This is a genomic window from Vibrio sp. 10N.222.49.A3 (assembly GCF_041475145.1).
Classification (GTDB): Bacteria; Pseudomonadota; Gammaproteobacteria; order Enterobacterales; family Vibrionaceae; genus Vibrio; species Vibrio tasmaniensis_A.
Map to the genome: position 1 here is coordinate 21,767 of NZ_JBFRVM010000029.1, position 14,823 is coordinate 36,589.

General features: G+C 44.3%; 13 protein-coding genes. 3 read left to right on the forward strand and 10 right to left on the reverse strand.

The features are described 5' to 3' along the window. Positions 1–101 precede the first annotated feature (101 nt). From AB4589_RS05390 to AB4589_RS05405, 4 genes are all read right to left on the reverse strand, one after another. Positions 102–1,709 carry an ABC-F family ATPase gene (locus AB4589_RS05390; protein ID WP_080518033.1) on the reverse strand — a complete coding sequence of 536 codons (1,608 nt, stop codon included), beginning with the start codon at positions 1,707–1,709 and terminating at the stop codon, positions 102–104. A gap of 292 nt (positions 1,710–2,001) precedes the next feature. After that, positions 2,002–2,688: a RimK/LysX family protein gene (locus tag AB4589_RS05395; RefSeq protein ID WP_371709615.1), complete on the reverse strand. Its 687-nt coding sequence runs from the start codon at positions 2,686–2,688 to the stop codon at positions 2,002–2,004. Positions 2,689–2,699: 11 nt separating this feature from the next. Continuing rightward, positions 2,700–3,884: an amino acid aminotransferase gene (locus tag AB4589_RS05400; protein WP_102258008.1), complete on the reverse strand. Its 1,185-nt coding sequence runs from the start codon at positions 3,882–3,884 to the stop codon at positions 2,700–2,702. Positions 3,885–4,134: 250 nt separating this feature from the next. After that, complete coding sequence (locus AB4589_RS05405) at positions 4,135–4,974, reverse strand: AraC family transcriptional regulator (RefSeq protein WP_372099677.1); 840 nt, start codon at positions 4,972–4,974, stop codon at positions 4,135–4,137. Between the two features lie 90 nt (positions 4,975–5,064). On the opposite strand from AB4589_RS05405, the gene AB4589_RS05410 reads away from it, so the two are divergent. Continuing rightward, positions 5,065–6,492: an MATE family efflux transporter gene (locus tag AB4589_RS05410; protein WP_017102121.1), complete on the forward strand. Its 1,428-nt coding sequence runs from the start codon at positions 5,065–5,067 to the stop codon at positions 6,490–6,492. A gap of 114 nt (positions 6,493–6,606) precedes the next feature. Here the strand turns inward: AB4589_RS05410 and nrdG are convergent, their stop codons facing one another. Both nrdG and nrdD read right to left on the reverse strand, forming a co-directional pair. Next, on the reverse strand, positions 6,607–7,077 hold the full coding sequence (nrdG, locus tag AB4589_RS05415; protein WP_372099679.1) for an anaerobic ribonucleoside-triphosphate reductase-activating protein: 471 nt from the start codon (positions 7,075–7,077) through the stop codon (positions 6,607–6,609). Positions 7,078–7,232: 155 nt separating this feature from the next. Continuing rightward, entirely contained in the window at positions 7,233–9,353 is a 2,121-nt protein-coding gene (nrdD, locus tag AB4589_RS05420) for an anaerobic ribonucleoside-triphosphate reductase (RefSeq protein ID WP_009845338.1), read from the reverse strand. A 301-nt stretch (positions 9,354–9,654) separates the two neighbouring features. Between nrdD and AB4589_RS05425 the strand changes: the two genes are divergently transcribed. Continuing rightward, on the forward strand, positions 9,655–10,530 hold the full coding sequence (locus AB4589_RS05425) for an endonuclease/exonuclease/phosphatase family protein (RefSeq protein WP_102258006.1): 876 nt from the start codon (positions 9,655–9,657) through the stop codon (positions 10,528–10,530). 147 nt (positions 10,531–10,677) lie between these two features. On the opposite strand, the gene AB4589_RS05430 is transcribed toward AB4589_RS05425, so the two are convergent. The 4 genes from AB4589_RS05430 to AB4589_RS05445 form a co-directional block, all read right to left on the reverse strand. Next, positions 10,678–11,109, reverse strand: coding sequence for a YeeE/YedE family protein (locus AB4589_RS05430; RefSeq protein WP_009845336.1), 432 nt, complete (start codon positions 11,107–11,109; stop codon positions 10,678–10,680). Then, positions 11,109–11,585, reverse strand: a complete 477-nt coding sequence (locus AB4589_RS05435) for a YeeE/YedE family protein (protein WP_102582285.1) — start codon at positions 11,583–11,585, stop codon at positions 11,109–11,111. The genes AB4589_RS05430 and AB4589_RS05435 overlap by 1 nt, the downstream gene beginning before the upstream one ends. Positions 11,586–11,785: 200 nt before the next feature. Then, positions 11,786–13,018, reverse strand: coding sequence for a glycosyltransferase (locus tag AB4589_RS05440; RefSeq protein WP_372099681.1), 1,233 nt, complete (start codon positions 13,016–13,018; stop codon positions 11,786–11,788). Positions 13,019–13,138: 120 nt separating this feature from the next. Further along, a complete protein-coding gene (locus AB4589_RS05445; RefSeq protein WP_102249604.1) occupies positions 13,139–14,236 on the reverse strand; it encodes a ketoacyl-ACP synthase III in 1,098 nt (365 codons plus the stop codon). 122 nt (positions 14,237–14,358) lie between these two features. Here AB4589_RS05445 and trxC point away from each other — a divergent pair, with 122 nt between their 5' ends. Then, positions 14,359–14,793 carry a thioredoxin TrxC gene (trxC, locus tag AB4589_RS05450; RefSeq protein ID WP_017097619.1) on the forward strand — a complete coding sequence of 145 codons (435 nt, stop codon included), beginning with the start codon at positions 14,359–14,361 and terminating at the stop codon, positions 14,791–14,793. The last annotated feature ends 30 nt before the right edge of the window (positions 14,794–14,823 follow it).

Genomic DNA, 14,823 nt, shown 5'->3' on the forward strand with positions numbered 1-14,823 from the left:
ATAGTTAGCAAATAAACGGTTAGCTGTTAGCCGTTTAGCTATTTACTAATTTCTAATGCAACTATAGGTCAACCAATACGGTTATAGTCCAACTAAGACTGTTATAAGCTAACCATCAGCATCTTTTTCTGATGATCCAAGTACTCTTCATAAGTACCTTGGAAGCTCACTAATTGTTGGTCTTTTACATCAATGATGTGTGTTGCTAGCGAAGAAACGAACTCTCGGTCATGGCTTACAAAGATAAGCGTCCCCGTGTAAACCTTCAATGCGTCGTTCAGGGCTTGGATTGCTTCCATGTCCATGTGGTTCGTTGGTTCGTCCATCACAAGCACGTTGATGTCTTGCATCATTAGCTTGCCGAATAACAGACGGTTCTTCTCTCCACCAGAGCAGTTACGCGCTTTCTTGTTCGCATCATCAGCAGTAAACAATAGACGACCTAGAATACCACGTACCATAAGGTCATCGTGCTTCACTGTGCGCCATTGTGAGATCCAATCGAAGATACTCAGGTCGTTGTCAAAGTCAGACGTGCTATCTTGTGGGCAGTAGCCTACTGATGCGTTTTCAGACCATTTAACGATACCTTCGTTTTGTTCTAGCTCTTGAACTAGGCATTTCAATAGTGTTGTTTTACCCACACCGTTCTCACCGATAACGGCAAGACGAGTACCCGCTTCAAGTAGCAAGTTACCACCAGCAAACAGTGTTTCGCCATCGAAGCCGTGACCAAGCTCTTTAAGTTCAAGTGCTTGACGGTGTAGTTTCTTGCCTTCACCAAAATCAATTGATGGGCTCATACGGCTCGATGATTTCACTTCATCAAGTGTGATTTTGTCCATTTTCTTAGCGCGAGAACTTGCTTGTTTCGCTTTAGATGCGTTCGCACCAAAACGGTTTACGAAGTCTTGCAGCTCGCTGATCTCTGCCGCTTTCTTAGCATTGCTCGCTAGAAGTTGGTCACGAATCAAACCAGACGCTTCTAAGAAGTACTCGTAGTTACCCGGGTAAACACGTAGCTCGCCGTAGTCGATATCTGCCATGTGTGTACATACAGAGTTAAGGAAGTGTCTATCGTGCGAAATGATGATCATTGTACATTTACGCTGGTTTAGCTCTTCAGCAAGCCAGTTAATCGTGTGAATGTCCAAGTTGTTGGTGGGTTCATCAAGAAGCAGGATATCTGGGTTTGCAAACAATGCCTGTGCCAATAGCACACGCAGTTTCCAACCCGGAGCAACTTGTTGCATTAGGCCGAAATGGAACTCTTCTTCGATACCCGCTTGAATTAGGATATCACCAGCACGGCTTTCTGCTGTGTAGCCATCCATTTCCGCGAATTCACTTTCAAGCTCCGCGACTTTCATACCATCGTCTTCGCTCATTTCTGGCAAAGAGTAAATACGGTCACGTTCTTGTTTTACTTCCCACAGTTTTTTGTCACCCATGATTACTACATCGATAACGCTGTACTGTTCAAAAGCGAACTGATCTTGGCTTAGCACACCCAGTTTTTCTCCAGGAGTGATCGAAACGTTGCCCGAGCTTGGCGTCAATGCGCCACTTAGGATTTTCATGAACGTTGATTTTCCGCAACCATTGGCGCCGATTAGACCATAACGGTTTCCGTTACCAAATTTAGCAGAGATGTTTTCAAACAGCGGCTCTGCGCCAAATTGCATTGTGATGTTCGCGGTAGATATCAAAGAACTAATTCCTAAGCGTGTACTGACAGATAATTATTTGGCTATTTCAATTAGCCAAAATAAGAAGTACGAAAGTATGGATTAAACATAAAACGAAGCGCGGATTATATAGAGATCAGGATCACATTGTCGAGGTTAAACAGTGAACGAATGAAGAACAACGCACAATAAAGTGTATTTCGTCGTTTATTACATCATAAAAAGAAAAAATCCCCACTAATTCCATTAGTAGGGATTTCATTTCTCATCAGTAAAAGCATCAGACTCTAATTCGAATGAATACCGATTGACGCTATTTAGTTACTTTTTTCTGAACGTATTTTTGACCAACATCGACAACGGCAACATCTCTAAAGAAGCTTCTCCCCAACAGAATTGGGAAAGAAAGATGCGTTCGATCTGCTAGCGTAAACTCAGTCTTATCTTTTAGATCGCCGATTTGAATTGAAGCGACAACAACAGCACGTCGTTGTGTACCTTCCGCGCTCGACTGCTTGATCTTAACCCAACGCTCTACCGGCAAGCTGATCTCTTCAGTTGTGATGCCGTCATGTTCAATTTTGAACTTAACCCAATCTTTACCGTCACGTTCGAAATCAACAATATCAACGGCACTGATTGATGATGTTGTTGCACCTGTATCAACTCGTGCTTTAAACGCTTCTTTAAGACCAGGAACAAACACCCACTCCTCTTCGCCAAGAATCAGTTTGCCATCGCTTGTCTTGGTTGGTTTTGCAGTCGGTTTTTGTTCAGGCTTTGGTTTCGCTTCTGGTTCCGTTGGTTTTACTTCTTGAGGCTTCTCTGTAGGTTCCGTTACTTTCTCGCCTTCCGTTGTGTCAGTCTTAGAAGAGTCATCCACAACAGGTTGTTCTACTTGAGGCTTTTGCTCTGGCTCGACAGGAACTTGAGTCGTCGTCGAACAAGCAAACAGGCCACCACTTAGCATTAAGACTACAATCGCTTTCCAATTATACATTCAGTCACCTTCTATTTTGAAACGTTGGCTATCGCTTTAGCCACATAAGGAATATGGGATTCAGAAAGGCCTGCGATATTGATGCGTCCGTCACCAACACCATAGACTCCATATTCTTCACGTAGTTGATTCATTTGAGTTTCTTTAAAGCCTAGTACACTAAACATGCCTTTATGGCTTTCGATGAAGTCAAATTGTGACGTGTTGTAAGTATTTCGCAATTCATTACATAAACTTTGGCGCAGATTTAACAAACGTTGCTGCATTTCACTCAACTCTTGTTTCCAAATCGCCGTTAGTTCTTGATTCTGAAGAATTGTTTTAACCAACGCGGCACCATGATCTGGCGGCATTGTGTAAGTTGAACGAGCCAGTGTCAGTAGCTTACCTTTAGCATTGCCTACGTGTTCGCTGTTCTTACCGATAACAATCGCGGCACCCGTTCTTTCGCGGTACAAACCGAAGTTTTTCGAACATGACGTCGTAATCAACATCTCTTCTACGTTGTTCGCCATATGTTGAAGACCTTTTGCGTCTTCTTCTAGGCCATCACCAAAGCCTTGGTAGGCAATATCAACAAACGGTAAGAAACCATTCTTTTGCGATAACTTAGTAATTTCCTGCCACGCTTCAAAATCAATGTCAGCACCCGTTGGGTTATGACAGCAACCGTGAAGAAGTACCACGTCTGATGGACCCGCTTTTGAAAGGTCGGCCAACATTTTAGCCGTATCAACTTGCTTCGTTTCAGGACTGAAGTAATTGTAGTATCTAACTTTTAAGCCCGCCGCTTCCATCACCGGTTTATGGTTAACGTAGCTTGGGTTTGAAATCCAAACCGTTGTGTCTGGTTGAGAGACTTTCATCAAGTCACCCAACATGCGAAGTGCACCACTTGCACCTGGTGTTTGAATCGCAGCAACGCGACCTATTGCAGAAGTCCCTTTAAGCAACAGATCAACCATGCTCTGATTAAACTCTTCACAGCCTGCTAGGCCAACATAAGCTTTGGTTTTCTGTGTTTCAACAACGATATCTTGAGCCTTAGAGACGGCTTTCATGATCGGTGTTTCACCTTGGTCGTTTTTGTAAACGCCAATGCCTAAGTCGACTTTATCAGTACGAGTATCGCCGCGGTAAGCGACAGAGAGAGATAGAATTGGATCTAAAGTTGGTTTTGGTAGATGTGAAAACATGAAAGTCACAACCCTTTGAAATTCAAGTATGAGTTTCACGTTAACATTATCGTAGACAAATCAGAAACATTTTTTAATAGAAGCGCTTAGTTACCATAAGTAATCAGAAGTAATTAGAGATTGGTCATTTCAAACGGATAAACAGTGCAAATTTCAAACACCTAATAACCTATTGCACAATTCAAAGCGCTGTATGTCCAGGTATCTCATGCTTCTATGTGTTATGTTTCTATGCTCCCTATTAAGATCGCTATTGTGCACTTTGTTTGAATTGTCTTGGTGTCATTTCTGACCACGCTTTAAACCGAGTGCTAAAGTTAGCGGCATTTGGATATCCTACTATCTCACCAATGTGTTGAATCGACCAATCACTCGATCTAAGTAGCCGCGCAGCGTATTCCATTCTCATACGCATAATATGAGTCATTGGGCTGTGTGAGTAATAGCGCTGACACAAACGATGGAAGTGTGGCTCTGAGCACGGGAATAAGCTCGCGAGTTCATGAACATTCCACTCTTTGTGCAACTGTTTTTGTACGTTGTCGAATACGCGCCTTAAGCGAATCAAATTTCGTGATTGCTGCTGCGGAACCGGCGCATTAATCATGAACTCTATTTGGGCAACGCTGTGAGTGGCAATCGCTCCACCTAAATCTATGGGTAAGGCAATACTTCTCAACAGAGTATGAATGCACGACGAGACGACTTCTGCCGCCGGAGACAGCGTATAACTCACTTCATCACTGACGACATTTTCCCATTGTTTATTAGGCGAGAGAAAGATCCATGCGATCTGCCATGTTTCTTCTTCAATACCAAAACCGTTCTCAACGCCTGCAGGAACAGTAATGCAAGAGCCTGGTTCTAGAATGTAGCGACACCCTTCGCTTTCGAGCCATCCCTTACCTCTCACGGTATACAGCAACATGTGTTTTTGTTGGTTTTTCCGGTACACCGAAAAAAAATCGCGGTACGACGCCGTACCACACTGAACGATACCGAGCTCTTCAAATGCCAATACGTGGCTTTGATCGACAAACTCTTGATGCGTCTTTTCAGAGATCTCATACCTTTCTTGTTTATCACTCATATCACTGCTAACTCATTCAATTGGCCAACTTATCAAAGTGGATAGTTTGGCAAAAGTTTGTGATGAACAGGAAGAATACAGCGAAAACAAATGCCGATAAACTTCTCGCATAATCACTACCGGGGAAATGCGATGCTCTCGACATATCGTCATTTAGACAAAGAATTTTGGCAAAAACTATTACACATCGGTTTACCAGTCTCGTTGCAAACCATGTTGTTTTCACTGCTTGGCGTGGTCGATATTTTTATGGTCAATCAGCTTGGTGATTCTGCAACCGCCGCTGTTGGTGTTGGCAACCGTATCTTCTTCTTCAACTTGATCATGGTATCGGGGATTAGTGGAGCTGTGAGCGTGCTAGCTTCGCAATATTTTGGTGCCGGTGATTTCAACGGAATTCGACGTACACTAGCGCAATCATGGGCACTTTCGATCTTTGCCATCATTCCCTTTGTGTTCATCTATACATTGGCTCCTGAATCAGTCGTGTCTGTGGTGGCCTCAGACCCTGATTACGTCCGCTTGGCAACGGATTACCTTTGGATAACAGGAGCCAGCCTTATTGGTACCGCTGTAGTTGTGCCGCTAGAGAGTGCACTTCGCTCTGTGGGCGAAGCCAAGCTCCCCACCAAAATCAGTATCTGGGCAATCATCGTCAATGCAATTCTCAATGCCCTATTGATCTTCGGCTTGTTTGGGTTTCCAGAACTGGGTGTGGTTGGTGCGGCTATTGGCACCACAGTATCTCGATTCTTTCAAACCATTGCATTGCTTGTTATGGCAAGAAAACATTACCCGCACCTATTCCCGACGTTAAGCAATTGGCGAGATGCGTTATTACCGAAGCATAGAAAGAAGTACTTTACGGTGGCTATACCTATGTTGGTTCACGACACTGCGTGGGCGGGCGGGATTCTTATTTACAACGTTATTGTTGGCCAAATGGGGGTTGGAGAACTTGCGATCATTTCCTTGCTATCGCCTGTCGAAAGCATTTTGATCTCTGCTTTTTTGGGTTTTGCGGTTGCGGCTTCCATCATTCTAGGTAACGAGATCGGTGCGAAGAACTATCAACGTGTCGAGAATACAGCTTGGGGTTATGTGTTAGTGAGTTGTGGGCTTGCTGCTTTACTGGCGTTAATGTGCTTTATCGCCAAACCCGCGATCGTATACATGATCGGTCTTACTCACTTAGCGCTCAAAGATACGGCCGTTAACGTTACCTTAGTAATGACACTCGGTATGGTACTAAGAGTCTTCAATATGGTTGGTATAGGCGGAGTGCTGAAAAGTGGTGGAGACATCAACTACAGCATCTTCATCGACCTGTTTGGCCAATGGGCAATCGGTATTCCCCTCGCCTATTTCACCGCTTTGGTACTGGGTTGGCCGCTAGAATGGGTTTTGATGATTGTGCTGCTGGAAGAGTTAGCGAAAATAGCTTTAACTAGCCAGCGGATTCACTCTAAGAAATGGATCAACAACTTAATAGAAGAGCCAGATCAGGTCGTTGCTTGAATGGTAGTTTAAGCGAATAAACGAAAAGAACTCACACCCAAGGGCCGATTGGTTGCATTGCGCTAACCATGACGCCCTTTTTCGTTTTACGAGTGTGCTAAGCCACGACAACTGTTATATGTCAGTAAATCGATGAATGATTTGGTTTGAGCTACCACGCCAATCCAACATCGGATCCGCTTTGTCTTGCTCGAAACGACCATCAATCAAAGTATCCACGTATTCAAGCACTTGCTTCTGCTTTTCATCGAGTTCGTCGAGCTCGTAACCCGTCCACATCCAAATGTCTTTACCTTCGCACTCTGCTTTTACACGCTGAACAAGCTGAAGCACTTCAGATACGTTTGCAGGATGCAGAGGATCACCACCAGAAAGCGACAAGCCACGACGCTTGATTCGCGGATCGTTCAGATCAGCGATAATGTGGTCTTGCAGTTCTCGAGTGAACAAGTGCCCTGAGTCCAAACTTTGCGTCGATTGGTTGTAACACCCGCGACACTGGTGCACACAACCCGACACAAACAAAGTGCAGCGTGTTCCCGGGCCGTTTACAACGTCGATTGGGTGATATTGATGGTAGTTCATAAGGCAGTTTTGAAAACTCGTTATTGCTTAATAGTTTGAAGCGAAATGCTGTAAGAGCTGAAATAAAAGAATTGGTATCGACATAGCGCCGATACCAATCTTGTTTCTTGAAACGTAGCTCTTCTTAGTAAGCTAGCTAATGATTTTAGAGCTTACTAAAGGTGCTTCACGCGACGTTTAACTTCTTCTTGCTTACCGAAGTTAAATGGTCGTGCATCTGGGCTACCAAGGTAACCACAAACACGGCGTGTTACCGATACTTTTGTTGAGTCATGGTTGCCACACTTAGGACACGTAAAGCCCTTACTTGTACAATCAAACTCTCCGTTGTAGCCACATTCGTAACACTCATCAATAGGCGTGTTGGTGCCGTAGTAAGGAACACGTGTGTAGCTGTAATCCCATACGTTTTCTAGCGCTTCGATGTTCTTCTGCATGTTCGGGAATTCGCCGTAACAGATGAAACCACCGCTAGAGATTTCTGGATAAGGCATCTCGAAATCGATCTTGTCGTATGGGTTCACTTTCTTCTGTACGTCTAAGTGGAAGCTGTTGGTGTAGTAACCACGGTCTGTTACACCATCAATTACACCAAACTCTTTGGTATCTATGCTGCAGAAACGGCTGCATAGGTTTTCACTTGGTGTACCGTATAAGCTGAACGCGTAACCTGTCTCTTTTGTCCAAGATTCCACTTCACGCTTCATGTACTCCACCAGCTCAAGCGCTTTAGCACGCATTTCGCCGTCGTCATACAGGTGAACGTCTGTGCCGTAAAGTGCTGTCATTGCTTCATGGATGCCAATGTAACCAAGAGAAACAGACGCACGGCCATTCTTGAAGATATCGGCAATAGAATCGTCTGCTTTCAAACGAACGCCACAGGCACCTTCCATGTATAGGATTGGAGCAACACGCGCTTTCACGTTTTCTAAACGCGAAATACGAGTTTCTAGAGCGCGACGAGCTAGCTTCAATTTTTCATCAAGCAGTTCGTAGAACTTAGCCATATCTTGTTTTGCGTTAATCGCAATACGTGGCAAGTTCAAGCTAACAACACCTAAGTTGTTACGGCCTTCATGAATCAACTCACCGTTTTCTTCGTAAGTATTCAAGAAGCTACGGCAGCCCATAGGCGTTTTAAATGACCCTGTCACTTCTACCACTTTGTCGTAGTTAAGAATGTCTGGGTACATACGCTTAGATGCACACTCAAGCGCTAATTGCTTGATGTCGTAGTTTGGATCTTGCTTCTGGTGGTTCAAGCCATCTTTGATTGCAAATACCAGTTTAGGGAATACCGCTGTTTTGCGGTTCTTACCCAAACCTGCAATGCGGTTCTTCAAGATAGATTGCTGGATAAGTTTTGAACCCCAGCTTTCGCCAAGACCGAAACCAAACGTGACGAATGGTGTTTGTCCGTTAGCCGTGTGTAGCGTGTTTACTTCGTACTCCAAAGACTGGAATGCGTCGTAACACTCTTTCTCTGTACGAGAGATAGCAAAAGCTTCTGGGCTGTGAATATCCCACTCTTTCGCTAGTGATAGGTGCTTCTCGTAACTCGCCATTACGTAAGGTTCTAGAACCTCGTCGATACGGTTAATCGTTGTACCGCCGTATATGTGGCTTGCCACTTGCGCGATGATCTGTGCGGTTACCGCTGTCGCCGTAGAGATCGATTTAGGTGTGTCGATTTCCGCGTTACCCATCTTAAAGCCATGCGTTAACATGCCTTTAAGATCGATAAGCATACAGTTAAACATTGGGAAGAACGGTGCGTAGTCTAAATCGTGATAGTGAATGTCACCACACTCGTGAGCTTGTACGATATCACGCGGCAAAATGTGAGTTTTTGCATAATGCTTAGCCACGATACCCGCCAGCAAATCACGTTGAGTTGGGATAACTTTGCCATCTTTGTTGGCATTCTCATTGATCAGATCAACATTGCTTTCTTCGATCAGACCTTCGATCTCGCGAGTTAAAGCGCTTTGCTTTTCACGTGCGATGTCACGGTCATGACGATATTCAATGTAGGCACGAGCAAGAGACTTGTATGGTCCCTGCATTAGCTCGTTCTCGACCATGGTTTGAATTTCAGAGATATGAACTTCATCGTAGTCTTCGAGCTTCAACTCAACTGCTAATGCCACATTCAGAGCATAAATAGCAATTTCCTTATCGGTTTTGTCAGATGCTGCTTCCACTGCAGCTTGGATGCGATCTCTACTGAATGGAGCTCTTGAGCCATCACGCTTGATTACGATTGATTTCACCACTTCTCCTTACTCTTGAGGTATTCACAGACTTATCCACAAACACACTATAGAGCGATTTATCGTTTAACTAACACTAGATATTGTGGCGTATTTAACGAGAACCACCAACATTGAGTATTGATTTGGATCAATAAAATAGGCACGCCGAACAAGATAAATCCAATATTATTACGTGAGATCTCAAGTCGAAAAGAAACAATGTAACAATAAAAAAACTGCTAAAAAGAGTTGAATTTTCGGTAAGTGTTGTAGGATAACGGCTCAACTATATTGCACACCAAAATTAGGGATATTTGGGATGAAACGACTTCAAAACTGGATAATGTTAGGCTGCTTGCTCAGTAGCCAAGCATTTGGCGAACCTTTAACCATATCCAGTTGGAATATCGAATGGTTATCAACCAATGAGGCTGTGAATAAGTTTTCTGACCAACGTGATCAAGCGGATTTCGATAAGCTCGAACAGTATTTCCAATCCTTAAATTCGGATGTGGTGGCTTTCCAAGAAGTCGATGACATCAATGCCATTCAGCGCATCGCAGGTGATCAATACAAGATATTGATGTCTGACCGAGCATTACCAGAAAACAGCAACCATCAGTTCAAAGAAGTAAACCAATACACAGGCTTCGCGGTTCGTAAAGGAATCATACTCACCGACTACGCTGACTTTCCTCTCGAATCGGGCGCTAACAGCAAGCTTAGATTTGCCAGTTATATGGTTGTGAAAACGGATACAAAACCAATTCACATGTTGTCTGTGCATTTAAAGGCGGGTTGCAGCGGCGCGTATAAATCTAACCGTGACTGTTCAAGGCTCAAAGACCAAGCGCAACAACTTAATAAATGGATACAGCAAAGAGAACGCCAAGGTCAGGATTACGCAATATTAGGCGATTTCAACCATAACCTTTCTTACTCAAGAGATTGGATGTGGAAAGACTTAACTCAAAATGCCGATGCTCAGTTGGCGACAAGAAAAACTCGAGCAGATTGTAAGGTACGCTCTAACCGCAATAACCATCGCACACACCAGTTCCGTTCTGTGATTGATCATATTGTAGTGAGCAAATCCTTAGATGCCTCTCCTGCTAAACAGAAGGTCTTTGAAACACAAGATGTGCTTGATTACAAACTTAGCGACCATTGCCCAGTTTCAACGACTATTAAATAGTAGATTTTAGATAACGGCAGATCATAGCTAACGGTAGATATAGAAAGAGGCTGCCTGGCTTTTTTGCTAAAAGCGAGTCAACCTCTATGCTTGGTCAGTTCAGAACGAATAACGTCAAAGCCAATGTAATCAGCGATAAGCTTGCTACTAACAGGTTTTGTTCGTACGACCCGCCAACCACATTCCCACCAGCATGCTTAAGACGAACAGCCATACCGTTGGGTTACCCCCACTAAGGCTGGTTACTGCAGGGCCCGGGCAAAAGCCTGCAATCCCCCAGCCTAAACCAAAAGCAGTTGAACCTAAGATCAACTTTCTATCTATTAGTGGATTATTACTGCTATCTAAAGGTTCGCCATTGACGGCTTGAGCGCGCTTTTTAATGACCAAGTGATAAAACGGAGCGAAGACCAATAACGCGCCACCCATGACGAATGCCAAGCTAATGTCCCAGTCGCCAGCAATATCTAAAAACCCAAGTACTTTGTTCGGGTCAACCATGCCTGAAATGATCATACCTGAGCCAAAAAGAATACCTGCGACCAAACCGATAACGATAGTAAGTGAAGAGTTTTTCATTACGCCCCCAAACCGATCAAGTTCTTAGCCAACACAGTTACGATTGCCACACCCATGAATACACAAGTAGCGATGATTGAGCGCTTGGACAAACGAGCCATCCCGACAATGCCATGGCCGCTAGTACAGCCATTCGCCATCTTGGTACCGAAGCCCACCAATAATCCGGCTATGATAACCACTGCGAAGTTGATCTCTTCTAATTGCGGAAGTTGGTAGCCTGTTGGAATCAATAACCAGCCGCTCACGACCATTCCGACAACAAAAGCAAGTCGCCAATGTTTTTCGGTTTTCTCAATGCTGGAGTCCGAGTTCGATTCGGATCCTGATTCTAATCTTTTGTTCTTTCTCGACGGTAACAAGTGGCCAACAATGCCACTAATACCTGCTACTCGCCCTATTCCTAACATAAGAATAATTGCCGACGCGCCTAACAACATGCCACCGAACAATGCATCCCAAGGTATTAAACTCATCACTGACCTCTCTCATAACGTCGATTAACTCATCATCCTCAATTTAAATTAGAGTTTACTAATAAATATAAATTAGTCAATGCTAATGTATTGCTAGAATGTTTCGGTTTGTAAGTCTGGAATTAATAAGCGTCCTGCATGAAAAAAGCCCCTAGGCGTTAACCTAAGGGCTTATTATTTGATTCGGTTTATTGTGTCAGTTACTTAGTCTTGTTCTTTTCAGCTATCCACTGCGACATATACTTGGTGCTCGCCATGCTGTGGTGCTTCAGCATCGAACCAAAGAAGTTATCCAGTCGATGAGATTCAAGATCGGACTCTAACGCCGTTAATCGCTCAATCAATGTGTCGCCGAATTGATTCTGCTCGTAGTGCGCTTCAAGGATTGAATGACATTGGCTTTGTGCTTTAAGCCACTTCTCTTCATCTTTGTATAAACCGACAGCTTGTTCAACAAACTCGTCGATATCATCAGCCACTGCGCCCGGCCATTGCAATTCACCTTGCGGTAACATGCCTTCACTGCCGATTTCACTGGTCACGTTCGGAGTTTGCAGCTTCATCGCATCAAGTAACTTGCCTTTAATGCCCGCGCCAAATCGTAGAGGTGCAACACACACACGAGCTTGCTCCATCACTTCTTGAGCGTCTTTAGCCCAACCTTTTATATGAAAACCGGTTTTAGGGTTGTGCAAAGCCGTTGCTTTCGGCGGCGGGTAAGATCCGTAAATATGAAGTTCGGATTCAGGTAACTGCTTGCGAATCTTCGGCCAAATCTTCTGTAACTGAAGCACAGCATCCCAGTTCGGTGCGTGTCTAAAGTTACCTATCGTCATGAAATGCTTACGTTCTTCAAAGCTTTTTGTGCTTTCAGGAAGTGTATTAAGATCAACCATGAACGGCAAGTGATGAAGCAGTTTAGGATCGATATTGAACTCAGATTGAAGCAGCTCCATCTCGTAACTTGAAATGATCAATGAAAGATCACAGCGTAAGATTGCGGCAATTTCACGTTTAGCCAAGTCACTGTACAAATGCGCTTTGGTCAGTTCAGTCTCTTTCTTAACCGCTTCATGGCGCGCGTTACGTAGGAACTGCAAGTCTTCCGTATCCAGTAACTTAAATGCATTCGGGCATACTTTCTCAACACGCCAACCAAACTGCTCTTCCATCATAAAACGGTCAAACATCACGACATCGGGTTGCAGCTCTTCGATGTACTGGTCAAAGCTATCGCAATTTAACTGTATAGATTGGCTCGTGATGCCCTCTTCAGATAGATCAATCATGTGCTCGGTTTCTTGAGCTGGCGTTGCAAATTCAACTGACCAACCTTGTCTCTTGAACAGGCGTAAAAGTGACATCATATGGCTGCCCGCCGCCGATGAATTCGGTTCTGGCCAAACGTAGCCAATTGCTAAAACTTTCTTCAAAACACTTCCTAAGAAATAACAAAAGGGACTGTAGAAGTCCCTAATTAAACGAGCACTATCGTGGTCGATTTATATCATGGGGCGAATCCGACTTAAAAGGCGAACTCGTACCATACTCCGCTACTCACTTTCTGAGTTAGGCCGCGTTTTACAGTGTAAAATGGCTCTTTCTAGAAGCTCCAAAGCAGATTTATCCGCTTCTGGAAGCTTCGCATCCGATTGACCTAACGGTTCAACACGACCGCCCCACTTAATATGGCCAGCACCCCAAGTTAAACCTGCACCAAATGCCGCCACAAGAATGTTTGAGTTAGGTTTAACAAAACCTTGCTCTAATGATTCACACAGTGCAATTGGCACAGTCGCTGCGGATGTGTTGCCGTAGTTTTGGATGTTAACAAACGCTTTCTCGCGCTCAATACCCGCCATATCACACAAAGTCTGGATGATTCGGATGTTGGCTTGGTGCGGAATCACAACATCGATATTGTCGGTTGAGATGCCAGTACGGCTTAATACTGTGTGTGCCGCAGCGCCCATGCCTTTCACTGCACGCTTGAAGATCTCTTTACCTACGAAATCAAAGTCCCAGTAGCCATTATCTGCAGCAAAGCGATCCATAGAAGTACCGAATTTTGGTACCGCTAAAATGTCACGGCCTTCGGCGTCACAACCGATTTGCGCTTCTTGTAAGCCAACCTGCTCTTCAGTGCGAGATAGAACCACAGCACCTGCGCCGTCACCAAATAGAACCGCAGTATCACGCTTGGTCCAGTCGATGAAGAATGAAAGACGTTCTGCACCCACAACAATGGCATTGCGGTAGTTGCCCGCTTGAATCAGTCGAGTTGCGGTTTCAACGCCATAGATGAAGCCAGTACACGCTGCGTTAAGGTCGAAAGCCGCTGCGCTCTTGATGCCTAGGTTCTGTTGAACTTTAGACGCAGTATTTGGAATAAGGGAGTCTGGGCTGCACGTCGCGATGATCACGAGGTCGATATCTTCGGCAGTAAGACCAGCACACGCCATTGCGTGTTGAGCAGCAACAGTCGCTAACTCAGAGGTATTTACATGACTGATACGACGGTTTTCGATACCAGTTCGAGTTCGAATCCACTCGTCAGACGTATCAATGAAAGTGCTTAGATCATCATTGGACAACACGGCTGGTGGCAGACACTTTCCCCAGCCCGTAATCTCGGCGTAAAATTTTGTCATCATTTACCTATTTATTGTTTGTTTTTATTTAAGTATCGTATTCTAGTTTTAAACAGTATAAGCGCTCCGTGCGTGATTCGTAAATCGCGTTAGACACGGAGTTACAATAAAAAGAGAAAGTTATGTCTACATTCAACACACGTTGCCCTTCTTGTAATGGCGTAAACCGAGTTCCTTCAGAAAGAATTTCAGAAAGCCCAACCTGCGGTAAATGCAAAACAGCATTGCTCGATGGCGCTCCTATCGAGGGAACGTCACTTAATTTCCAATCTATTTTGAACAGTTCACAGCCTGTGGTTGTCGATTTCTGGGCAACATGGTGCAACCCATGTGTTGGCTTTGCGCCAGTGTTCAGTGACGTTGCTAAAGAGCGTTCAGGAGATATTCGATTCGTTAAGATTGATACTGAAGCTCAGCAACAGCTTGCCGCGATGTACCAAATCAGAAGCATTCCAACCGTGATGGTGTTTAAAGATGGTAAACGTGTCGATACGATTAACGGTGCATTACCAAAAGGTCAATTTGATCAATGGCTTAATCAAGCTCTAACCAAGTAACACTATTATTTAAGCTATCGTTTAAGCTAT